Here is a 24,721-nt window from a genome sequence, read left to right on the forward strand (position 1 = left end):
TTGAATTATATACCGCCATATAAAACATTACACATGCAAATATAAATCCCCGCAACATCAAGTGCGATGAAATTTTAATGTAATTTTTTTACCCACGATAAATTCTTTGAAAGTAATCGGGAAAAGTTATGCCTCGTTTCAGCAACTCCTTGTTTTATCGTATTTTAAATACGCATTACATACCTCTAATACATAATCCGGGTTAAACCACGTAAACGTTTACTTCCATTTATTGGCAATTGCCACCAGCGACAACATTACCGGAACTTCTACCAAAACCCCGACAACCGTTACCAAAGCGGCAGGTGATTGCAATCCAAACAATGCAATTGCAACGGCCACAGCCAACTCAAAGAAATTGCTTGCACCAATCATAGCTGCCGGTGAACATACCGCATGTGGTAATTTAAGTTTTTTACCGCCAAGCCAGGCAATAAAAAAGATAAAGTAAGTTTGAATGACCAATGGCACTGCGACCAATAGAATTATCAATGGGTTTTCACTGATGGTATTTCCCTGAAACGCAAATAACAATACCAATGTTAGCAACAATGCTATAATGGAAACAGGCTTAAACTTAGGTAGAAATGATTCTGTAAACCATTTTTCTCCCCTTCTCTTTATTAACTGTTTATTGGTGATATATCCTGCCAACAGCGGAATAACCACAAATATTAACACACTTGCTACCAAGGTATCATAAGGGACTTGTACATTTGTCATTCCCAACAATAATCCTACAATAGGTACAAATGCAACCAATATTATTAAGTCGTTTACAGCTACCTGAACCAAGGTATAATTTGGATCTCCATTGGTTAAATAACTCCAAACGAAAACCATTGCCGTACAAGGAGCTGCTCCTAACAAAATGGCGCCTGCAATATATTCTCCTGCAAGTTCGGGCGAAATATAAGCCGCATAAATTTTCGAAAAGAAAATCCATGCAAAAAAGGCCATGGTAAAGGGTTTTATCAACCAGTTTACAACAAGGGTTAATATTAAGCCTTTTGGGCGCTTTCCTACGTTTTTTATGCTGGAGAAATCAATCTGTAACATCATAGGATAAATCATCAACCACACTAAAATAGCGACAGGGATATTAACTTTAAATACCTCTAACGAGCTTAATACCTGCACGCTGTCCCCGGCAAAATTACCAATAAGAATACCTGCACCAATGCACAAGGCAACCCAAAGGGACAGGTATTTTTCGAAAAATCCTATCCCAGCTTTACTTTCAGCCATAAGTCAAATATTTGAAGTAATGAAGGGGCCGTCTCAAAATTAATTTATGTTAACAGTGAAACTTACGGATTGTAAGTTGGAAGGCAATAAATCCCCATCCATTCGTTTGGCGTTTACAATTCGTAAGTTTATCATTTTCATAAATTAAATTCCGAACACCCTCAAGGTGAAGTCTTAATTTAATTGAGGTTCGATTTTCTCAGTATATAACTTATGAAATCCTTCTTTAATCTCGTCCCTAACACGGATAAATTCACTCCAGATAAACTCCTCTGTTCCTTCTGCGTGCGACGGATCGTCAAACCCAATGTGCAAACGATTTTTTACTTTGCCCATAAATGCGGGGCAGGCTTCATTTGCTCCGCCGCAAACCGTTACGACATAATCCCATTCTTCGTCCAAATAATCGTTTACCGAATCTGAACTATGACCGCTGATATCCAAACCAATCTCTTTCATGGCCTTAACCGCTTTTTGGTTAAGTTTACCCGAAGCTTCGGTTCCCGCTGAACGAACCGTGATTCTCTCGTCAAAAGATTGTAAAAATCCATGAGCCATCTGACTGCGACAGCTGTTACCTGTACATAAAATTAATACCTTCATTGTTGTAAGTCATTTGAATCAGGAAAAATGAACACAGGGACACAAAGGAAAAGCGTTTGTTTGACTGCTTTTTGTTATTCCTATATCATTTTCCAAAGTTTATATGATTATTTACATTTATAATTTTTTGTGTTTAGCTGATCAAAGAAAGCAAGCGAAGTAAGCTTTAATTCATCGATCTTTTTCACATTTAAACAATACTTTGTTTTTACCCCTGCAATCTCACCTTCAATCAACCCCACTTCTTTTAATTCCTTAATATGCTGATTCACGGTTGTTCGCCCCAGGGGCAACTCATCCGATATGTCACCTGTAATACATGATTCTGATTCAGCGATGAATATAAGGATTTGCAACCTGGCAGGATGCGAGAGCGCCTTGAAAAGGTTCGCACTTTCCGTCAGGCTTTTTTCGAATAATTCCGATTTTGCTTGTACCATAACCCATTTGTTTGACGCAAATATACGTCATATTTTAACATGACGTATAAATACGACATTAATTTAATGTTAAAAAGGTAAAATTTTAATTTTCTTTATTCAAATCTAAAAACCAGTAGTACATAGCAAGAGATTGCTACTACGGCATTTTACTAACTTATAACAATGTATGACTGAACTTTTTGTGAAGAAAACTAAATAGGTTAAGGATAGCATCGCCTGTAGCGATTCTATCCTTTTTGTAAATCAAATACTATATCTGTTCGCTATTACGAACTTTATAAATTTTCTTTTGCTGTGATTCGTGGTTGGTTCGCATTAACAGATCCAAGGTAATACCTGTCATAATCAGCTGAAAACCGCCAAGCAGGAATACAATTGCAGCAAAAATCAAAGGACGTCCCCAAATATCCTCCCCCATTAATTTCACTACCAATAAGTAAGCCATCAGAACAACTCCAATAGCAAAACTACCTGCACCAATAGGCCCCAGAAAGTGCATTGGTTTTTGGGAGTATTTATTGGTAAATCGCATTAAAATCAAATCGCTGATTACCTTAAAAGTACGCGAAAGCCCATATTTTGATTCCCCTGCAACACGAGCCCTGTGATTTACCGGAATCTGTTCAACTTTTGCACCTTCATTAATGGCAAGGATGGCAATAAAACGATGCATTTCGCCGTATAGCGGGATATCCTTTGCAATATCACTTCTAAAAACCTTTATGGCACATCCATTATCAATGATAGGTGTATCGGACACTTTTCGCACCAGCGAATTTGCAATCTTCGAAGGTATTTTTCTCAGAAACATATCATCTTTGCGTTGTGCCCTGATTCCGGTGACAACATCGCATCCCGTTTTTTCCATCACCTCCATCATCTTGATTAAATCGGCAGGGTCGTTTTGCAAATCGCCGTCTAATGTAGCAATGATATCTCCTGTAGCATAATCAATACCGGCCTTTAAGGCAGGACATTGGCCAAAGTTTTTTCTCAAGTCGATTAAAACAACATTTTTACCTTTTTGCTGTTTAATTTCTTCAACGGTTTTGTCTTTTGAACCATCATTAATCAGTATCGTTTCAAAATCGTATTTTGAAGGGTTCAGTGCTTCGTACACTTGATTTACTAACGGCGTAATGTTACCCTGCTCATTATAAACCGGAATAACTACAGAAATCTTCATGTTATGTTTTTTTAAAAAACTTATTCTATTTTCAGCAAATATACTTTTTTTAAGGACTTTTCGCGTGTGACAGGATTTAAAAACTCACCGGACATCCTTGATATTAATCGATGTGGAAAAGCTTTTTCAAAACCTATCCTGGACGGCATCATCTCCTTGATATCCTTATAACCTTCCTCGTTGGTTACCACCCAATAGTTGGCGTTATTCATCACTTTTTCGAAATCTTCTTTTTCCTGGTACCAGGAAGAAATTTTTGAGGGGTAAAAATAAGTTTCGAACTGACGAAACTTATAGGTATATAAATCTTCTTGCGCATTAGCCAATTGGCTGTATGCATCGCTAGCCCTGATACCGCCATGATATTGAAACGCGCTGGGTATAAAATGTGCATTTAAAACAAAATTTAATACAATGGAGGAAATGGCTAATGGAACAATGATTTTTTGATACAATTCATGCCTGGGCAATACAAAATAAATAGCAACTGCCATCCCAACGATCACCGGAATCCAAATTGTCAAGTTTCCGGTTTTAAAAACATAGGTGAGTATAAAAACCAATGCCGCAGTGATAATGGCCAGCATTACATTACGTGCTCCCAGCAACCACTTGCCTAACATATGGTTTTTGCTTTCCACTATTCCCTGGTAAAGAAATTGGGCTACAATTACCGATAAAAACGGCGTAACCGGATATAAATAATGAGGTGCCTTCTGACTCGCCACGGACAATATTAAGGTATAAATTATAACCACTGCATAAGTCATATACTCGGGTCGCTTAAATCTTTCGCTTCCCTTTTTTACAAACATACCTTTGATATGATTCCCGATGGTAATCAGTGTGAACAAAGACCATGGCAAATAAATGTAAATCATGGTATGCAGATAAAAAGAGATATCTCCATCCACTGCACCTCCTTTGTTGTAGGCACCTTGAATTCTACCTACATTATTCGACCAAAAAAAGAATTCGATCCCTTCCCAGCCAAAATTATCGTAATTGGCCTTTAACGTGGGAAACAGAACCAACCCTAATATTGGAAACGCCAACAACCAAACCGGATTAAAAATGTTTTTCCAGTCTTTTTTCAACAATAAATGTCCGCCAACAGCAAAAACAGCCACTGCTAATCCAACAGGTCCCTTGGTTATCATGGCAAAACCAATAAACACAAAACCTAAAATAAAATTGATAGCACTTTTATGATGAAGAAAGAAAGCCAGGAAAGATACGCCTAGCACAACATTAGCCGTCAACAGGGCATCCGTATGTAAGTCGTTATGGTACAGAAACATCATTTCGGATGTGGCATACATTAAGGCAGCCAGCAATCCTGTTTGTTCGCCATAATACAGTTTAGCCATTCTGTAAAGCGCGATAACACTTGCTATCGAAAACAATAAAGTGGGTAGCTTAAAAGCAAATAAAGATATCCCAAACAAATGAAATGAAGCAGTGCTCAGCCAAAAGAAAAAATGAGGTTTGTGCAAATATGGATGACCGTGTATTTGTGGAGTCATCCAATCTCCGCGCTCAAACATGATTCGGCTTATGGCGGCATACTTTCCCGAATCGATACCAACTTCCGGAAATAAGCCAATTACATAAACAATCAGGGCGGCGATAAACAATCCCGCTCCAACCTTTTTATTGTTCATATTAAGTGTCAACTATAATGCGTTAAAATCGTCGGCAAATATATTACTTTAATCCACAACAATATGGTATTTATGCAATAAACCAACTAATCCGGGTACTGAAAACCTTGCATTGCGGATTGAATTTTGTTCGGGATTAATGGAGAAATTAGTCGCAGTCCTAAAATCCGCTTTTTCCAGGTTGCTCCGCTGGAATATCGCTCCGCTTAAATCGCAGTTATGAAATGATGAACCGGTAAGCACTGTTCCAGAAAAATCTACCTCGGTCATCCTACAGGTATCAAAACCAGTCTTTTTTAGCTTTAGCTTATAAAACGAGGAATAATCCAATATACATTCGCTAAACCGGAACGATAACGAAAAGGTATTGCAATCATCAAACTGCAGACCGATCATTTTACAGCTTTTAAAGTGTACATCCCTGAAAGCACAATCGGTCAGCTTCATATTGCTTAGGTCACATTCAATAAATTCACATTCTGAAAATATGTAACCCGACAAATCACCCTCGGAGAAATTGCAGTTACGAAATATACAATCGTCGTATTCGCCCAAAGGCAAATCAATCATGATCATATCTTTAAATTCTTTACTAACTTGATAGCTGTTAGACACCTTATTCTGATTTTTATGATGAATACCTCTGTTGTTTTTTGCAAAAGGTTGAGTGTATGATTTCGTCAGGGATTTCGGACCTCAAACCCATCCAGTTACCGCCCAAGATTGAGGCGGGTGATAGCACTTGAAAACCTCTAGAAACCTTATAAATTATACACATTATTGAACTAAACCTCACTTCGCTCGGTGGCCAAAAGTCACTCCATTCGACTACCTTAATAGCTTACATGTTCCATTAACAGTTTACAATAATGACAAATTTAAAAAAACATTCGATCAGAAGGCCATCCTTCGCAATATAAGTGAGCGCATACGGGAACGTTACTGGTGGCACAATAATGATTATGCCAGCTTCGTCGAAAAAGAGCCTGAACAAACCAGTATCGAAGAACTACGTAACGATTTCCAGGCCCAACTAACCGAAGGGCAACGTGAAGATGGGATATTACGCGCCCTCGCATTCCCTTTTCTCCAATGTGATCCACAAATAGCCTGAACGGAAAAAATACACCCGATTGTCAATGAAAATAAGGAAGATAATGAAGAACTAAAAAGAGGTTTGAGAATAACACAGCCAGGCGCGAGATGCCCTTACCGAACAGAAAGCAGAATATTAAACCTCTTTAATTAAAAGGCTATAATAAAGGGATTTAGCCCAACACAAATTAAAACCCAATTGAGCGCTGGTCTTGAAGATTCAGCAAAAAAAAACGGCAGCAGGGACTTTTCTCCCTGTTGTTTTTTTTGTGCTCCGCTGGGCTTTAATATCTATCCTATATGGTTAGCGATTCGTGCTTTTATTTCTTATTTTTTCAAACTTTCCTTTTCAAAAAAATCAACTAAGATATCACACAATAGTTGGGGGCTTTCAATAGCGGGGCAATGTCCAACGCCGGGAATAATGTGCAATTCTTTTTCGTCCTTGGACAAACCAGATAATGCATTGTAAATTAATTCAGCGTGCCCTGTACCAACCACATAGTCTTGTTCGCCCTGAATAACAATTGTGGGAGTTTTTATCTGCCTTAATTCCGGTTCAATATTGATGTTGTTGTACGAAGGTGTGTTTCGGAAAGCAGCATTTACGATTTCTGCTTTATCTCCAACTTCTGCATATTCCTTGGCTGTATATTTCATCAATTTCATTAAGGCAGTATCTTGAACTACATCTTTAAATGAAATAACCTTGGAAGTATCGGCAAAATAAGCGTTGAATCCAAGTTTTGGAGGCACTTCATGTTTCATCCAGTTTACATCGGTATGGAAGTGTGCAAAATTACTGCTTTTAATTCGTTTCAGTTCTGCGACAATATGCTCCAATTCAGCTTTTTGTTCTTCAGAAATTTTGGTTTGAAGCATCTCTTTTGCTCTATTTGTTTCAAAATTAATAAGTGATTGGTTTTGATATTGGCTGTTCACTTTTCCGTCAATACACGCATAAGCATGCACTTTAGTCTGGTCTTTTAACAAGTACAAGAAACCATACATTCCACCCCATGAGGTTCCCATGATATTTAATCTATCTTTCTGGTATCTGGCGCGCAGGGTATCGATTACAATATCTAAATCTTCAAGATACTGCGCTACTGTAAGTAATATTGTGTCTGAACATGCCAAAGATTTTCCGCATCCACGTTGGTCAAGGTATGCCACCAGAAATTTATCTTCCAGTCCCGGTCCCATCAACTTTATGTCTATCCCGGAATATCCGCCAGGGCCACCATGTAAATTAATGATTAATGGTTTGTTTGCATTTCCACGCACTCGGACATAGACTGCTGATTCGGGGACATCAACCATTATCTCCTGATCAATAATTTTAATTGGAGATTCATTTTGGCAAGAGTAGGCTAAAAAAATAGCTCCTGTAATAAATACAATAAAGAAGATTTTTATTTTCATGATATACATTCAATTATTTAAAGACAATTTGTGGTCGTTTTTCAAAAATTATTACCACCGGTTTCGTTTAAGAAACGTTTTAATGGCTTATATACCTTATTGAATACTAGACTTTGTTCAATATCGCTTTAATTCAGCGCATTACAGGTTATATTCCTTCTAAATTAATCATCTTATACCTTCCGGCAAAGGCGCCAGGTTTTTATTTAGTGATCATTCTTTTGTCTCTTTTATTTTACTTATGAGATATTTCAGATTAAAGATCATGGATAAAATAAAGAGTAGAATGATTGCAATAACTAATAAAGTATTATTATCCAGAATAAAATAATTGATTATAAAAGTCGTAAACCCAATCAGCATAAAACTCTGCCCTATAATTAGGGTCAAATAGTCCGTCTTCTTTTTAGTCATTTTTTCTGCTTATTTATGGTTTATAAAAAATCTTGTATCTCAAAAAATAGACTAATTTCAGCCTTACATACAACTCAAACATAGATAAACCTGTCAGTTTTCGAATATATTTTGCAGAGTTACAATTACAAATACTACTTGTTTTTTAAGGCGGATGGTCCAAGAATATAATTAGTATCATACCTAATTTTTAAAATAGCATATCCCAGGGAGATATTTTTTTAATAGGCCAACTACTCATCCTCCATGGATTTTACCGCATTGTTGGGTAGCTCCAATGGTTTAGAAGATGAATTATCATCAGACCTGTTTAGCGCAACATAGAGTCCGGTAATTGATTTAATGAGGGCAGCTATTGCAGTAAGAATGGCCGGTGTTATCATCCAAAATGAATTCTTTTTTTCTTTCATCTTTGTAGAATTTGCTGATTGACCATCATTAAGATACAAAAATTTGATCGTTTTTAATTGAATGAAAAAGATTATATCACAGCAAATTATCTAAGATATCTCATTTATTTTCATGAGCTAAGGGAACTATTTATCCCAGTTTGCTAATTTTCCTTAGGATATCTGGTTTTAGTATTTCAATATTTTTTCCGTCAATATCGATAATTCCTTCATTTTTAAATTCAGTCAACAATTTAATGGTACTTTCTTTTGAGATACAAGCGAAATCAGCTATATCTTTTCTTGTAATAAATTTGAACACGTTTTCGTTGTTAAATCTGTCTGCGGTCAAATATAACAAGGTATCCGCAAGCCTTCCTGGCATCTGTTTGTAACCGATACTTTGTATAATATTAAAACATAGTTTTTCCTGTCTGCAATACCGTTTTATCATTTCAGAAGCAAAACTTGCGTTGTTCTCCAGCAGTTTTCTAATGGCATTTTTATCAATAAGGCATACATCAGTTTCTTGAAGGGCAACGGCCGAATAAAAATAAATATTGTCACCGTATATAGATTCTATAGCAATAAAATCGGACGCTTTAAGTATTTTGATGTTGGTAAATTTATTATTCTTGTTTTCCAGATAAAGTTTTACCAGGCCGTTGGAAACATATAAAACATAAGAAGCAAAAGCTCCCTGTTTACAAAGGTTCTCACCTTTTCTATAGGTAATTTGTGTTTTCTTTTGATTAATAAATTCTAATTCGGACGGAATTAATTTCCTGAAGCATTTCGAACCTATCTTACAATCAATGCATGTGCTGGTTAAACTCATAATCGCCTAGTTCTATTACATTATAAATTTAGGATAAAAATCCCAATTCCGAACAGGTTAGATAACTCATTTATTTTTGTGAGCTATCTTAGTTGATACGTTAATGACTAAGATGGCTATTTCAAATTTTTAGACGTATTATCAGGTAACTTTGATATTGAGGAATTAACAACTAAAAAGGAGGTCGATATGCCAAACAGAAATGGAACAGGTCCGGAAGGTAAGGGAGCCAGAACTGGCAGAGGATTAGGCAACTGTAATCCTCAAGAATCCGGGAACCAGGACAGATTTCAAAGAAGGGGATCCGCTCATCGGCTTGGACGGGCAAGACGCAACAGATGGAGACAAGGTCGGAGCTGAAACGCATAGTAGGTTGAACGATAGGAGGATGCCCAAAACGATAATGGGATTTTAAGATTCTTACAATTTGGGAGTTTGTTTCTTGTATCTAACCCCTATCTCCCCTGAAGGGGACTTTAAGACTTCCGGAAGCTGCCGGAGAGCTTTGGAGGGGTAAAATGGAAGACATCTTGTAAATCGTAAGTTTCAAATTTTATAATTGTCAATTTTGGACATTCTCTTTAAATAAAAAAACATGAATACGTCAAAGATTGCTATCCCGGTTGATAACGGGCAATTAAGCAACCATTTCGGGCACACGCAACAGTTTAATATCTATAAGGTAAAGAAAAATTCGGTATCCGGGGAGGAAGTTTTGTCACCTCCTTGCCACGAATCAGGCCAATACCCCGGCTGGCTGGCTAATATGGGAGTAACCGACGTGATTGCCTGCAGTATGGGCCAAAAAGTAATAGCCTTGTTCAATCAGAAAAAGATAAATGTATTTGTGGGGGTGACCATTAAACCACCTAAAGAGTTGGTATTGGAATTACTTAACGGGACCCTTGAAACCAGTGATAATACTTGTCACCCTTAAGGCAGGCGCATATACAAGGATTTGTGGCCGTAAAAGTTGCGAATATGTTGCGTTAGTTACCGGAGCAACAGGCTTATTTTGGGAGGTTTAATGGGCTTTAAAATACAACAATGCTCCATTCTCATAAGGTAAACTCTGGAACCTAATTTTTTTTTTGCTAAAACATTTCTTTTAGCTCATCCTCAGCATAAAGTGTCCCACCGATTTTTACGTCAGTTTTTTTCTTCTCTGGTGTTGGTGTGCCGCTAAAGAATATTCCTCCCGGCTTTAGCACTCTTTTTAATTCTAGTATAAAATTGTCGATATTGGTAAAAAAGTTTAATGTCAGGTGACACAAGCTTAAATCAAAAAAATTGTTGCCGAATGGCATATTGTTGGCATCAGTAACATAGAATTCAGCATTTTCAAACACACTATGATTGAATTTTTTTGCTGCCATACCAAGAAGCCCCGAACTGATATCAGTGCCGATATATGAGTTATCATTGCGCAGAAATTCTACGGCATTCCCACTACCGGCTGCAATATCCAATATTTTTTGATGGTGAATGTCTTGAAATTCACCTTTTAAAATCTCGAAGTGCTTTTGAATAGAGCCATTAAACTTATTGGGGAAAACAGATTTGTCCATGATCATGTTGTACAGGAATGAAAACATATCGCCAAGCCAGGGTTTATATTTCCGAATTTTCCCGTTATCGTATAATACATTGAAAACTTTCTTCTCCTTTGTTACCCGCACCGATTCTTTACGTTTACGGGTGTTCATCATTAAGTGTTTTTATTTTATGTATACCGTTGCCATGGAACAATAAATAGATTTCCATCCTGGGCTGAAACACTATTTTTTTTGCTTTTTTGGTTAAGATGATTTGCTTTGGATAATGGAATTTGCCCGCCTTCTATTTTCAGGTTTCCCCTTAACGCATCTTTCTGGGGTCCGCTGTTTTTTCTGTTTTTCATGACATTTTTTTTACTGACTATATCATCCGCTCAGTTGGTGAATTAGTATAACACTGACTATTATTTCCGATAGTTACTTGTATGAATTCATCGCCCGTAATTGATTAAATCATAGAGAACAACTACCCGATTTAACTTATGAATTAAAAATCCAACGTTCGAATTAGGTTGTATTAGTTCGAGCGCTCATCCTCGAAAAGGTGTGAAGAACCTTTATCGGCTAAAATGTATAATCAACTTTTAGGATCCCAGATAAAAAGGATTAAAGTATCATCCTTCGATTCGAAAGGACCATGCTTTTCATGTGCTTTGAACATTTCATAGGATCCTGCCGGATATTTTTTATCCTTGCTGATATATTCGCCTTTGAGTACTAAAAATTGCTCGCAGGTGGCATGCGAATGACGATCTACATGGAAGCCTTTGGGAAGCTTGAGTAAAATCGTTTTTGCAAATTCATCATCGCGCAACACTTTTTCTTTTGTACCTTCGGCATATCCTTCTACGTCTTGCCAGTTTCGGTCGTCGAATAAATCTCTCATTTCATTCATTTTAATTTCTAACATTTTAATTTCCTCCATATTTGTTTAACCATTGCCTACACCTCAAATAATTATATATCAATCCTGATATAATTATAGCTGGCCACATTAATTTGTTATTTTTGGGTTCAAAAATCAATCGCATAAAACCATCCTCTATCTGCTCTAATAGTTTTAACTTTACCTTCCCCTTCCAGCACACCCAAATATTTGTTAATCTCATTATGATGGATTCCCAGAATTTTATGAAGATCGTCAAGCGTACAGGACCTCCTGGATATGGTTTCTACAATGGTGCTTTCAATATCTTTACGATAAGATGTCATGTCTTTTCGTTCAGGTATCGGTGCAATAATTTCAACATTATCCAGTCCCCATAATTCGATAATTTTTTGCAGTTCATCCCACCTAGCTGCCCGTAATCCATGTACAATACCCGGTCTGTCGAGTGTATTTAACTGAATCTTGTCCGGTTTAATTTTTAATATGGCGTCCTTTATTGAATTTAGGTTATCCATACCGTCGTTATATCCCGGTATGATCATTACCTCAAGCCAGATGGTTCCTTTGAACTCGTTCCTAAAATCAATTAATCCCGGAATATATTTATCAACTGTCAGCTGTGTTGCCGGACGGTTTATTTTCCGGAATGTAGTTTCTGTTGCCGCATCAAGCGATGGAAGTACAACGTTTGCACCCATTAATTCATGACGAACCTTTTTATTGTAAAACAATGTACCATTGGTTAAAACTGCAACCGGAACATCTTTTTTTATCTGTTTAACAAATTGTAATACCTCCCCTATTTTTGTGTTGAGGGTTGGCTCACCAGAACCCGAGAAAGTAATATAATCGGGATCGGGGTTGTTGGCAAAATAATGTTCTAACTCACTGGTGACTTTATCATAGAGAATGTATTCTTTTCTTTCGGTTGTTAATAGCGTGGTGCGCCCCACCTCGCAATAAACACAGTTGAGGGAGCAAACTTTTTTAGGCACTAAATCTACCCCCAGGGACATTCCAAGCCGCCGTGAAGGTACCGGACCGAATAGAAATTTATACATTATGATATCTTTTTATCGTACTATAAAAATGGTGTCGTATCCCGCCTGTCCCCGCAGATATGACTTGACACTGGCTATAAGCATTGTTGTTCCACATGTAATGTTTTTTCAATTTCCAGTACAATTTTAAAAATCGCAATAGATATATCTGCTTCCTTGTTTTCAAGGATAAAAGGTTTTCCTTTATCTGCGCATATCCTTACCTCCAAATGAATAGTTTTGTTGGGGCTCTTCTGTTAACATGGTATGTTCCTCCTTGTTGACCGACACTAATCTCTTGTTTGGTTATTTATTACAAAAACATGTTGGGACAAACAATTGATTCGGGAATGTTTTTACTTCCCGATTCTTCAAAGACTTTTCTGCAACTACTCCATATTGAAACCTTAAAAAACTATATGTCCTTAAGCCTCGTAGCATCCCGCACAAGATCCCTCTCTTCCTTTTCGATTCTTTTTAATAAACTAATAAATACCTCTTTGACTTCATCAATTTTTGTCTCCTCTATTAAACCTTTGTATAATTTGATAAGACAATTGTTCATCAACAGCGCACTATCCACTACTTCGTCAACGGACATATCAGGTTTAATCACCATTTTTTCCAGACACTCTGACGAGATGTTTTCAGGAACATATTTGAACCAGGTATCCATTACTTTTTCCGATGCTTCTTTCTCGTAATTGGCGAGTGTCTCTTCACGATGTTTTTCATGTTTACTCAAGTACTCAAGCAACATTTTCACCCTTTGTTTTTCAGATTTTTCATGTAGTTGCTCATAAAAATCATTCAATTTCTTATGAAACAACCGGGCATAATCAATAATTTCGAACGTTTGTTTATAAGCCTTCATAAGATCCTCCCTTTCTTATTATCAATAGTACGAAAACACATCGTTTATCCGGCAGGCAGTCTTTGCGAGAATACGTCAGATGACAGGAGCAATGAACTTTTACACATCGCCCTTGGTAAAATAAAGTTACTGAATTTTTAGGTTTTTTAAAAGGAGGAAAGGAGGGTGCAAATTATTAAAAAGCCTAAGATATCTCATTCATTTTTATGAGCTACTACTAATTTTGTAATGCAATGTGCCTTAAAATTCAAATTAGCATTGCAATGTTATTCATGGAATGGTTTCATTTATATAAAGGCAGGAGCTATCCTGCTTTTAAACGCATAACAAATCTGATAAATCACCCCCGAAAAATTAAGGTTACCTAATAAACTTCTCTCTACCTTGCAAATTAATCAATCCCCAGAGTACCGCGGCTATTGAAACCGAAATAATAATGAGCCTGTTTTGGAACAACATGGTTTGAAACAGTGACTCACTGATATTATTGGGTGTAGAAAACGGATTCAAAAACACATTCCATTTGGAAACATCTATGAAGCCATGTAAAAACCAAAGGCATAGCCCCACAATAACCATAACCACTGCAGTTCCGTTGCCGTTTTTTACGATGGTACTAAACAGGAATCCCAACGTTCCGAATAACACGAGTACCACAATCAATTGTGCACCCATTTCAAGCACCGGGAGTTCAACCAATAAATAATTGTTGATAAAAGCCAGGATGGTAACGATGATAAAAACCATGACAAAAATGATAGACAAACGTACCAACCATACCTTATATCGATAGTTGGGAATGCCGAAAAGTATCTCAAGAATCCTGGAGTCTTCGTCGTTTTGTATCCCAAAGGCGGTCGGAAAAAACATGAGCAGGATTCCCGGAAAGATCAGTTGATAATAAACATCTTCTACGTTAATCATTTCATCGGAAAATAGGGATATACCGGTGAACAATAGATAGAAAATAAGTGAAGCCCCCAAAAAATAAATAAATCGGTTACCGAAAATAATTTTTAGGTTGTATTTGATAATATGCAAAATGTTTGTCATGACTACAGTTTAGAGGATTAAATATCAAGCATTAAGATGAACAACGCTATTCAGGGATTAAGTATTATGGTTTTTACCGGCCTTAACCAATGTTTTTAACGATGGCAAAGGCATAACTACTATTTGCTCAAATGTTCTTTTAATATACGGTCCAGTTCTTCCAGTTTACCCAGCGGCACCTCGTTGAGCGTTTTTACAAAATCAACCTCATGTTTCGGTTTTTTCAAGTTGTTCATCGGGTGATTTTCCGATATCTCTGTATTGGGTTCCGGGGTCCATTCCATAAAATCATTGGGGGTACACCTAAGCGCCAGGCAAAGTCGCTCAACGTCTTTAAGTTCCAGACGTTTGGCATTGTTGTTTTTAATTTTGGTTGCAAAATTATCCGAAAAGCCTGCTTTACGTAAGTATGCATGAACTTTTTCGATTCCTCTTGCCCTAAAAACTCTTTTAAAATTATATCGTAGCATCGTACCTGTTATTATCAATTGGTTTGTAAATAACTTGATCTATATTTTGACACATCCTTTTTACCATTTACTGGAGTCGCTTACGAACTTCTCATACGAAAAGTCGCTTTTTATAATCCTAAACTTACAATACATTGCAAAGTGCCACTTTTATGCGGTCTTTTTCCTTTCAAACCCTATAAAAAACCACTTATATAAAAGGATTAACTATTCATATCGGATATTTTACCACTCGTATATTAATTTATACCTTTTATAAAACCTTAAATACCACTTGCATAACACTATTAACCGCTTGTTTAATATTATTTACCGCTTGCAACCCATTTTTTTGTGCGTTTTGCCAAGAAACCCCGTTTGATGGCCTTCTATAGAGGCTTAATTCAAATCATGCGTTTATTGCGCGGATGTTTCATTCCTCAATAACCAAAGATACGAATCTTCGAGGCTTGAATGGACTTGCTCCGCGTTTTCCACCGGTTTATCGTTGGCCAGAACCCTAACCCGAACGGTCGCACCTGTTCCGATATGATGTACCACCTGATATTGCTTGTTAACTCGTTCAAACTCGTTGGCAGGAATCTCAAAAGTCCATACTTTACCTTGGGTGACCCGAGATAATTCGGAAGGTTTACCCCAATATTTGAGTTCGCCCCGTTTCATTACTGCCACCTGGTTACAAGAGCTGGAAATATCCTCGATAATATGGGTGGAGAAAATCACGATCCTGTCGCGGCTCAATTCCACCAACAGGTTACGGAAACGGATTCTCTCCCTCGGGTCCAGTCCTGCCGTCGGCTCATCTACCACTAAAATCCGAGGTAAGTGCAGCATGATTTGGGCAATTCCGATTCGCTGTTTCATACCACCTGAGAACGAACCGATTGCGTTGTCTTTCCTGTCCCACATGTGTACTGCTTTTAATACGTACTCCACTCGTTTGTATCTTTCTTCTTTTTTCCTGAGTCCCTTTAGCAAAGCCATATAATCCAGGAACTCGAACGAAGTCATATTTTCGTACGAACCAAATTCCTGGGGCAAATATCCAATCAGGCCTTGCAGTTCTTCCCGGTATTTAATCGAATCCAATCCATTCACGAATATCTTACCGTAGCTCTGATCAAGAATTCCGCAGATAATACGCATGATGGTTGTTTTTCCAGCGCCGTTAGGGCCTAACAATCCAATCATACCACTTTCCATGGTTAAGGATAATCCCTGGAGGGCTTTAAAAGGCTGTTTTTGTTTTCCGATAACGGGGATAGAGCGCACAAAAACATACCATGTTCTGCGAATGCCGGCAAAGCGACCTTTCAATCGTTCTACGTTAATATTTTCTGATTGTAACTTTTTGCCGGTAACATAAATATAGATACCCAAATACCAAAGCAATGCCCAAACAATGGCAGATGCCACACTATCAAACTTATAGGCAAATAAGGCTAAGGTAACGGCAGGATATGCCCACAACATCGATTTAAAGATTATGTTATTCGCCGAGAACAAACGTTTAAACCGTCCTTTTTTGTCCGGCCATTGTCTCAAATAAGCCGTATAAGATAAAAAGATAAAATAGCTGACAAACAAGAAGATAAAGTTCCATAATGAGGTTTCAAGATAAAACCAGGTCATCCATATCAAGAAACCAAACAACGGTATTTGCCAGATAATACCTTCCCTATAATTCTTAACCCCTTTGGTGGCCTGTTCCCTGCCACCATAAAGTTTACCCATTTTCCATTCGCGCATAAACCTGTTGTCGCGGTCGTATACTTTAACCACACTCTGCAGGCGAATCGTAATGGGCTCATCGGGTTTAATCAGTTGCGTATTGGCCTGTCTTAAGCTGGTCAACACAAAATACATCGTAGCAGGAATACCAACAATACACGCAAAGTATTCCACCAGCATCCAAATAAAAGTATGGTTCAACACAAATTGGATCAATAAGATACCTATCACCCATGCACTAAAAATAATAAGTTTATACACGATATTTAAGGATCGGATCCAAGCCAATGCGGTTTCTAAACCAAAACTAAAAGTGGGTATAAAAACCAGGGTCAACAGGGTACTGACCAACAGACCGCCCACAACGGTTATGGCAAAGGGCGCTCCCAGACTACCCACATATTCCGATTTACCCATGGCCAGGGGCAACATGGCAATAATGGTGGTTGCTGCGGTTATCAGGATGGGCCTAACACGGGAAATTCCTGCTTGCAGCAAAGCCCGTGAATGTCGCATGCCCTTTTTCCGCAGTATATTGGAGTAGTCGATTAGGATGATTCCGTTATTCACCACAATTCCCAACAAAATCAAAAAGCCTATAAGGGTATTGAGGTTGAGCCATGAGTTACCTGTAAAAATGAGTCCCAGAAACGAGCCAATGGCAGCCAAAGGAATAGAAAACAACATGACGAATGGGGTCACAAACGATTCAAACACCGAAGCCAGAATCATTAATATTAAAATAAAAGCCGTTCCTATCAGAAAATAGAACTCCTCAAACTGATCTTCTTCATGTATCACCTCAATGGCTGTACCTGAGGGTAGGTTTACCTCGGCAACCAAATCGTCTACATCCTGACGGGCCTGTTCCAACAAAGATTTTGAATCATTAATTTCCTGGTCGAAGGAATATCTCACCGTTATTTCTTTTTGCTGGTTTACCCGAAGGATTTCCGCGCGTCCGCTGGCATAGATTATATCGGAAAAATCGCTCAAAGCAACCAGGGCGCCCGAGTTTGAGATAATATTCAGTTGTTGGAGGTCATCGTAGGTTTTGGGAGGTACTTCTCCATCATCATAAGGGTTTTCCTCTTTCATCACAATATCGTACTCCTCGTTGTCTAACCTTAACATGCCTCCCGAGCGTAATTCACTTTGGAAGGTGCTCAATTCGGTGAGCACATTCTGAGGCGTTATGCTATACATGCTCATCAAGCCCGGATCGAACTCCAGGTGCACCTCGGGGCGGGGAAACCCGGCACTGACCCTTACCGACCTCATTTCATCCATATTGTCTTCTAAAATGTACTTGATGTCCTCCGCCAACAGCAACATCTTGTCAAAATCCTCGCCTTTTATCACCACGCTTTCCTGCTGCTGCCCTATGCCGAACATGCCCATCAGGTTCATTCCCGGGTTATCGCCGAAACCGGAACCTCCGCCAGTGCTGGCACCTCCCTGTTCCAAAACGGTTTCAGAGTCATCGTAGCCATACAACTTTGATTGAATCTCGGCCTTGATTTCACCCAACGAGCGTTCCGAGTCCTTTTTGTAGTCCTCTTTTAACTTAACCACCAAGCTGGCTTTTTCCTCATAAACCTGGCTGATAATTTTATCATGTTCAGAAACGGTTGCAATTCTTTTTTCAAATTCTTTCACCATTTCGTCGGTAGCCTCCAAAGTAGAACCGGAAGGTCGTTCGATATTGATGACATACTCCGGTGTTTCAACTTCTTTGTTTACCTGGTAACTAACTACCAAACTAACAAATACGGTCAGAAAAAAAGCAAGCACTGCCATATTGATGGTTCGCGCAGGCAATCGCAAAGCATTTTTCAACAGTACCAAATACGATTGTATCATCCTGTTGTGAAGCGGCAAACGCCTTAATCGTTTCTGAACATCTGATTTTCCGTACCACAAAACGCTGTGTGTCATCATGGGTATCAGCAACAATGCAACAGCCAATGAGATAATGAGGGTACCTACAATGGATACACTGATGTTTTTGGCTACAAGCTTAAAATAGATATTGGATGAAAACACAAAAGGAAGGAATACCGTGATAGTAGTCAATGTTGCGGCCAATATAGCCCGCCAAACTTCCCGGGTCCCCAATATAACTGCCTTGTCCCGGTCTTTTTCGGTAGATGCTACCCGGTAAATATTCTCCATGACGACGATGCTGTTGTCGATGAGCATCCCCACGGCCAGGGCAATACCGATCAACGTTAAAGTATTGATGGTGATACCGAAAGCATAGAAAATGTTAAATGCCGAAAACACGGAAATGGGAATGGACAACATGACCAGGGAAACCAATGGTATGTTCTTGAGAAAAATCCATAATATAAAAACTGCCAAAAGGCTGCCAATCAAAGCTAAATCGATAATTTGGGCAATATTTTCCTCCATCGTTTCAGCCGTATTGGATGTTATGGTTACCTCAACACCCTCTGATTCAAGCTCACGATTAAGCCGTTCCACTTCGTCTTTTATTCTGGCAGAAAGTTCTATCTGATTAACCGTAGATTCCCTTGATAACCTGATGGTAACAGCCTCTTTGGCATTAACCCTACTGTAGGACGTTTCTTCTTTAACGCCAAAGACTATTTGCGCAATATCCTTCAGCAAAATTGGTCCTTCGGCAGAAATGACTACATTTTCCAAATCCTGAATATCATTATACTCTCCTTCCACATTTACAAACAAGTATTGGTTCTCGTCCACTACCCGACCCGCAAATGTTTTTTCTCCTTCATTATTCAGAATCATCCTTCTGACTTCCGAAGTGGTCAGGTCCAATGCTTCTAGTTTATCTTCGTTTAAGGTAATCTCCACCGTTTTTTCCCTTCCCCCATAAACCTCTATCCCCGCAACGCCATCAATGCTTTCCAGCTTTTCACTAATACGTTCATCTGTAATCGCTCTAACGCGGTCCACATCACCTTCGCCCAACACCTGCAATTGCATAAACTGGTTGGTGATCTGGTCCATGTCCATTTTTAACACCGTAGCCCTGTAATCATCAGGCAACAGGCTTTGTGAGGAGCTCACCTTTTCCGCAAGCTTTAAGTAAGCATATTTAAAATCAACCTCTTTGCTAAGGTATACCATTATGGTCGCCCTCCCCGGATTGATGCGGGTTTCCATCTTTTCTATGCCTTCCAAAGTACCCACAACACCTTCCATAGGTATTGCGGCTTCTTGCTCAACATATTTGGGGTCAGATTCGGTATCCCCAACAATCTGGACAAAAAGCATGGGAAGCTCAGTGTCGGGATATAGCTCTACCGACAGGTTTTTGTAAGACACAATCCCAAGTAAGGAGAGCGCTATGAACAGCATGCTTATCAGTACTTTTCTATGTATTATAATGTTCATTGTTTCAGTCAGCAGTATTCAGTTAGTAGTCAACGGTACGCAGTTAACCTTTAAATTATTTACGTTGGTTCTTCCTTTGGTCCATAAAGACAAGGGGAAGCACTGTACCAATGGTACAGGGGTGAGGATCAATACAAATCCTCATTTTTATCTATTCGTTTTTTAAAAACCCCATCAAAAATGTAATATACACAAGGTATCACCACCAGGGTTAACAGCGTTGACGTTATCAATCCTCCAATTACCGCAATGGCCATAGATGAGCGAATAGCGGCACTTTCTCCAAAACCGAATGTTAATGGCAGCAATCCTAAAATAGTTGTTAAACTAGTCATAAAAATAGGACGTAAACGGCTGTTGGCTGCGGCCAGAATGGCATCTTTTAATTTCAACCCTTCTTTTTTCAATTGGTTGATAGCATCCACCAGAATGATGGAATCGTTAACGGCAATACCCGCCAACATGACCAGTCCGATATACGCCATAATATTTAACGACTTGCCTAAAATCAAGAAAGCGGCAATGGCTCCAACCCCTGCCAATGGAATGGTCAGTAAAATGGTAAACGGATGAATAAGCGATTCGAACTGGGAAGCCATTACCATATACACCAACACTATGGATAACAACAAGGCAAAAGACAAACTGCCGAATGACTCTTTTCGCATCATTTCGTCCCCTTTTATCTGATAACGATAACCGGTTGGAAAATCAATTTTACTCAAAATACTTTCCACATTAATCGCGAGTTTATCTACCGGGATATTTCCTTTCATATGGGCCGTTATTTTTCCCACGCGGTTTTGATTGTTTCGGATGATCTCTTTGGGCGACGAGCCTATTGAAACACTGGCTAACTCTCCCAAACGGTACGTATCATCTCCGTTTTCTATTTCAAAATTCTCTAAATCTTTTAATTGATAATCCGGCATTTTTAAGGTTATATCGGTCAACTCCCCATCACTCTCGATGCTTCCTGCATCTTTACCCATCAAAAATTCCTGCAGTTGAGTAATAATAGTAGAGGCACTGATGTTAAATAGTCCAGCCCTGTACCTGTCAATGGTCACGTTTACTTCCGGAACACCTTTTTCGAATGAACTCTTCACATTATAGAGTTCCCCTTCTTTTTTTAATTCCGCATATACCTTGTCCGTCAGCATATCTAATTCTTCTAAATCATCGCCAATAATCTCCACAACGAATGGTGCAGCATCATTGCCCAGAATCTCGCCCAGTGCAGTCTCATCCTGAATAAATTCCAACTCTAAGTCGGTTATTCCAACGAACATTTGGCTCAAAACAGGAATAAAATCATCGGTTGTATACGGAGACTTATCTTTTAACACCACCTTGATAAAACCAGTATTCTCTCCTTCAAAAACACTTTGGTCGCTACCCGACAAATCGGTTTGAGGACCTGAATGCGTGTATACAAACGCCAAGTGCTCGCCCATGCTTTCCTGAATCATTTCTTCCATGGAGTGCATGGTTGAAGCCGTTCTTTCCAAACCAACACCGGCTGGCAAAGTGACTTCGATAGAGAACTCTCTTGTTTTTGCCTGGGGCATAAATTCGCTTCCCACCAAAGAAATTGAAAAGTAACTTAACGCCACAAGAACAGCTGCCACCAATACCACCAGATATCTTTTATCAATCATAGTGCTTAAAAAGCGCGTGTATCGCGGATAGTCTTTTTCTTTAACTTTTATCTTTTCGGGTCGTTTACCCAATAATAAAACACTTAAAATGGGAATGATGAGTATGGCCACAAACAAAGACGAAAGCAAAGAAAAAGCCACGGTCCATGCCTGATCTTTGAAAAGTTCGCCGGACGCACCATGTAAATAAACGATAGGCAAGAACACCACAACAGTAGTTAAAGTAGATGCTACCAAAGCACCACCGACCTTCGCTGTTCCTTCAACTGCTGCTTCACGCAAGGGCCTGCCTTTTTCCAGCAGGCTAAAAATGTTTTCCACAACAATAATGGCATTATCCACCAACATACCGGCACCCAGCGCCAATCCGCCCAACGTCATGATATTTAAGGTGAGGCCATTAAAATACATCAGGTTAAACGTGGCGATAATGGAAATGGGAATGGCTGCGCTTACCACCAAAGTAGTACCGATTCTGCGCAAAAACAAGAACAATACCAGCACGGCAAATACAATTCCAATCAACGCACTGTCTTCTACCTCGGAAATGGCATCTGTAATAAATTCTCCCTGGTTTTTTATTACTGTTATTTTATAACCCGGCAGTGCTTTTTTCACCTTATCAAAACCTTTGTTTAAGGCATCAATGGCAGCTACCGTATTAAACTTTGTTTCCTTGTAAATGGACAATCCTATGCACCTATTCCCATTTAATCGAACGATATTCTGAGGATCTTGATTTTTATAGGAGACGGTGGCCACATCCTTCAAAAGCAAAGGCACTTCAACCATTTGACCCGTTTCGTTCTGTTCCAGGGTTCTTCCTACAACCAAATTTCCCAAATCCTGTGGCGACTGATATATACTAACCCCTTTAATAATGTACTTCTGCCCCAGTTCTTCGATAGAACCACCGGATACGTTACGGTTATAATTCTCAATTTTGGTAACGATTGTGGAGGAAGTTATTTCATGAGATTCCAGCAGATAAGGGTTTGTTTCTATAAGTATTTCTTTGGTCTCATCACCAGATAAACGAACATCCGCTATGCCATCAATCCTGATTAGCTCGTTGCGAATATAGTTTTGCGCCACTTTGCGCAGCTCGTCCATATCTGTAATATCAGGGTTCGTAACGGCTGCCAGCATAATTGGCGAAGCATTGGGGTCATTTCTGTAGATATTCAGCTCCTCAATATCTTCATCCTGACTATAAGGGGTCAATGCCTTTTGCAGGTCTAAAAAAGCCTCGTCCATATCCTGGTCCCAGGTATATTCAACGGTGATCTGGGCAGAACCTACCTGGCTTAAAGAACTTACATTAACAACACCGCTCTGGCGGATAATGGTACCTTCCATCTGCTCCACATACTGCTTTTCTATTTCTTCGGGAGGTCTTTCGCCGGATTCGATTTCGACCACGATTCGCGGGTTGTTCAAATCCGGGAACAAATCAGTGCCCAATCGGGAGAAGGATATAAATCCCAACAGCACAATGCCCAGGATAATCATGGCCACCGTAACGGGGTAATTTACAGAAAACTGTGCAAGTTTTTTCATGTTATTCTAGATAAAAGACAAAAGATAACCTGCCTTTAGGCAGACAGGGAGACAAAAGACTGATTGCCACGACTCTAAATAGAATCCCTTCATCAGCTAATCCTTTTATCAGATAATCTTCATCCGTACATTTTATTTATTTAAAACTTTAATTTTGGAACGGTTTTTCAGTGTTTCGAAGCCTTTGATAATTAAGCGTTCTTCGGGTTTAAGCCCATCTACTACTTCAATCATACCGGCATTTTCCATTCCCGTTGAAATTTTACGTTCACTGGCTGTCTCCCCGCGTGTAACAAACACTACTTTACCATCTGTTCTGGCCAGAATAGCGTCCTTGGGTATCACGACCACACTGTCCTTTTTATCCACAATTATATCGGCCTTCACAAACATACCAGGTCTAAGTTTCGAGTCAGAATTATCAATAACCAACCTGGCTTTAAAAGTTCTGGAATCGACATCAACTGCCGGAGAAATTTCTTTTAGTTTCCCCATGATGGTATCGTTGGGTAAAGAGTAGTTGGTTACCCAGGCTTGCTGGTTGATAGAGACTTTAGTAATCTGGCTTTCCGGCAACATTAAATCCATGACCATCTCTTTATAACTCATTATTTGAAGCACTTCTTCATTTGCCGCAATATTAACACCTTGCGAATAAAATGGCACATCCGTAATTACACCATCAAAAGGTGCCGACACCTTCATCTTTTCCAATTGAATTAGGGCGTTTTTGTAGCTGTTTTGCGCTGTTACCCATGCTTTTTCACCTGTTACCTTTTCACGAAGCGTTACGCCACCTTTTTCGTACAGTGCAGTTTGCTTTTCGTATTCCATCTTCGAAATCTCCAATTCAATTTCCGCACCTTTTAAATTAATACTGTTTTCATACTCTTCATCCTCTATTTTAATGATTACCTCCCCTTTTTTAACCAGGTCGCCCATTTTGTATTTTTGTCCTGTGCGCGGGTTCCTTTGCAAATAATAGTCACCAGACGATTCCGCGGTCAAAAGACTTTCATATTCAGACATGATGGTACCTGTAGCCGTAAAAACCTCTTCGATGTTATCCAATTTGACTTCCTGAACGGTAACCGGAACCGCTATATCCGCCGAGAATTGATTTTGCTGATTGTTACAGGCCACAGCTGCCAGACTTAAAACTGCGATGGGAAAATATTTTTTAAACATAGTCATTGAA

General features: G+C 39.0%; 21 protein-coding genes. 2 read left to right on the plus strand and 19 right to left on the minus strand.

All coding sequences use genetic code 11. The features are described 5' to 3' along the window. Positions 1 to 219: 219 nt before the first annotated feature. The 9 genes from arsB to ACT29I_RS20110 form a co-directional block, all read right to left on the minus strand. Positions 220 to 1,248 (minus strand): ACR3 family arsenite efflux transporter, encoded by a 1,029-nt coding sequence (arsB, locus tag ACT29I_RS20070; RefSeq protein ID WP_444794253.1) that lies wholly within the window; start codon positions 1,246 to 1,248, stop codon positions 220 to 222. A 174-nt stretch (positions 1,249 to 1,422) separates the two neighbouring features. Continuing rightward, positions 1,423 to 1,851 (minus strand): arsenate reductase ArsC, encoded by a 429-nt coding sequence (locus ACT29I_RS20075; protein ID WP_430933919.1) that lies wholly within the window; start codon positions 1,849 to 1,851, stop codon positions 1,423 to 1,425. A 107-nt stretch (positions 1,852 to 1,958) separates the two neighbouring features. Further along, on the minus strand, positions 1,959 to 2,291 hold the full coding sequence (locus ACT29I_RS20080; protein ID WP_430933920.1) for an ArsR/SmtB family transcription factor: 333 nt from the start codon (positions 2,289 to 2,291) through the stop codon (positions 1,959 to 1,961). Positions 2,292 to 2,544: 253 nt separating this feature from the next. After that, a complete protein-coding gene (locus ACT29I_RS20085; RefSeq protein WP_430933921.1) occupies positions 2,545 to 3,480 on the minus strand; it encodes a glycosyltransferase family 2 protein in 936 nt (311 codons plus the stop codon). Between the two features lie 20 nt (positions 3,481 to 3,500). Next, positions 3,501 to 5,144 (minus strand): ArnT family glycosyltransferase, encoded by a 1,644-nt coding sequence (locus tag ACT29I_RS20090; RefSeq protein WP_430933922.1) that lies wholly within the window; start codon positions 5,142 to 5,144, stop codon positions 3,501 to 3,503. Positions 5,145 to 5,192: 48 nt separating this feature from the next. Next, positions 5,193 to 5,759 (minus strand): pentapeptide repeat-containing protein, encoded by a 567-nt coding sequence (locus ACT29I_RS20095; protein WP_430933923.1) that lies wholly within the window; start codon positions 5,757 to 5,759, stop codon positions 5,193 to 5,195. 807 nt (positions 5,760 to 6,566) lie between these two features. Next, on the minus strand, positions 6,567 to 7,664 hold the full coding sequence (locus tag ACT29I_RS20100; protein ID WP_430933924.1) for an alpha/beta fold hydrolase: 1,098 nt from the start codon (positions 7,662 to 7,664) through the stop codon (positions 6,567 to 6,569). Between the two features lie 647 nt (positions 7,665 to 8,311). Further along, positions 8,312 to 8,488, minus strand: a complete 177-nt coding sequence (locus ACT29I_RS20105) for a hypothetical protein (RefSeq protein ID WP_430933926.1) — start codon at positions 8,486 to 8,488, stop codon at positions 8,312 to 8,314. Between the two features lie 130 nt (positions 8,489 to 8,618). Then, positions 8,619 to 9,305, minus strand: coding sequence for a Crp/Fnr family transcriptional regulator (locus tag ACT29I_RS20110; RefSeq protein WP_430933928.1), 687 nt, complete (start codon positions 9,303 to 9,305; stop codon positions 8,619 to 8,621). A gap of 189 nt (positions 9,306 to 9,494) precedes the next feature. Between ACT29I_RS20110 and ACT29I_RS20115 the strand changes: the two genes are divergently transcribed. Together ACT29I_RS20115 and ACT29I_RS20120 are read left to right on the plus strand one after the other, a co-directional pair. Then, positions 9,495 to 9,665 (plus strand): DUF5320 domain-containing protein, encoded by a 171-nt coding sequence (locus ACT29I_RS20115; protein ID WP_430933929.1) that lies wholly within the window; start codon positions 9,495 to 9,497, stop codon positions 9,663 to 9,665. Positions 9,666 to 9,900: 235 nt separating this feature from the next. Next, positions 9,901 to 10,242: a NifB/NifX family molybdenum-iron cluster-binding protein gene (locus ACT29I_RS20120; RefSeq protein ID WP_430933930.1), complete on the plus strand. Its 342-nt coding sequence runs from the start codon at positions 9,901 to 9,903 to the stop codon at positions 10,240 to 10,242. A gap of 157 nt (positions 10,243 to 10,399) precedes the next feature. On the opposite strand, the gene ACT29I_RS20125 is transcribed toward ACT29I_RS20120, so the two are convergent. From ACT29I_RS20125 to ACT29I_RS20170, 10 genes are all read right to left on the minus strand, one after another. Continuing rightward, positions 10,400 to 11,014, minus strand: coding sequence for a class I SAM-dependent methyltransferase (locus tag ACT29I_RS20125; protein ID WP_430933931.1), 615 nt, complete (start codon positions 11,012 to 11,014; stop codon positions 10,400 to 10,402). 14 nt (positions 11,015 to 11,028) lie between these two features. Continuing rightward, positions 11,029 to 11,205 (minus strand): hypothetical protein, encoded by a 177-nt coding sequence (locus tag ACT29I_RS20130; protein ID WP_430933932.1) that lies wholly within the window; start codon positions 11,203 to 11,205, stop codon positions 11,029 to 11,031. 233 nt (positions 11,206 to 11,438) lie between these two features. Next, a complete protein-coding gene (locus ACT29I_RS20135) occupies positions 11,439 to 11,747 on the minus strand; it encodes a cupin domain-containing protein (protein WP_430933933.1) in 309 nt (102 codons plus the stop codon). A gap of 128 nt (positions 11,748 to 11,875) precedes the next feature. After that, entirely contained in the window at positions 11,876 to 12,811 is a 936-nt protein-coding gene (locus tag ACT29I_RS20140) for a radical SAM protein (protein WP_430933934.1), read from the minus strand. Between the two features lie 394 nt (positions 12,812 to 13,205). Next, positions 13,206 to 13,664, minus strand: coding sequence for a hypothetical protein (locus ACT29I_RS20145; RefSeq protein WP_444794254.1), 459 nt, complete (start codon positions 13,662 to 13,664; stop codon positions 13,206 to 13,208). 360 nt (positions 13,665 to 14,024) lie between these two features. Next, positions 14,025 to 14,717, minus strand: coding sequence for a hypothetical protein (locus tag ACT29I_RS20150; RefSeq protein WP_430933938.1), 693 nt, complete (start codon positions 14,715 to 14,717; stop codon positions 14,025 to 14,027). A gap of 119 nt (positions 14,718 to 14,836) precedes the next feature. Beyond that, on the minus strand, positions 14,837 to 15,187 hold the full coding sequence (locus tag ACT29I_RS20155) for a helix-turn-helix domain-containing protein (RefSeq protein ID WP_430933940.1): 351 nt from the start codon (positions 15,185 to 15,187) through the stop codon (positions 14,837 to 14,839). 396 nt (positions 15,188 to 15,583) lie between these two features. Beyond that, positions 15,584 to 20,302, minus strand: a complete 4,719-nt coding sequence (locus ACT29I_RS20160) for an efflux RND transporter permease subunit (RefSeq protein ID WP_444794255.1) — start codon at positions 20,300 to 20,302, stop codon at positions 15,584 to 15,586. A gap of 128 nt (positions 20,303 to 20,430) precedes the next feature. Then, entirely contained in the window at positions 20,431 to 23,523 is a 3,093-nt protein-coding gene (locus ACT29I_RS20165) for an efflux RND transporter permease subunit (RefSeq protein WP_430933943.1), read from the minus strand. 132 nt (positions 23,524 to 23,655) lie between these two features. After that, positions 23,656 to 24,717, minus strand: coding sequence for an efflux RND transporter periplasmic adaptor subunit (locus ACT29I_RS20170; protein ID WP_444794256.1), 1,062 nt, complete (start codon positions 24,715 to 24,717; stop codon positions 23,656 to 23,658). Positions 24,718 to 24,721 lie beyond the last annotated feature (4 nt).

Source organism: Saccharicrinis sp. GN24d3 (genome assembly GCF_052400645.1).
Taxonomy (GTDB): domain Bacteria; phylum Bacteroidota; class Bacteroidia; order Bacteroidales; family Marinilabiliaceae; genus Saccharicrinis.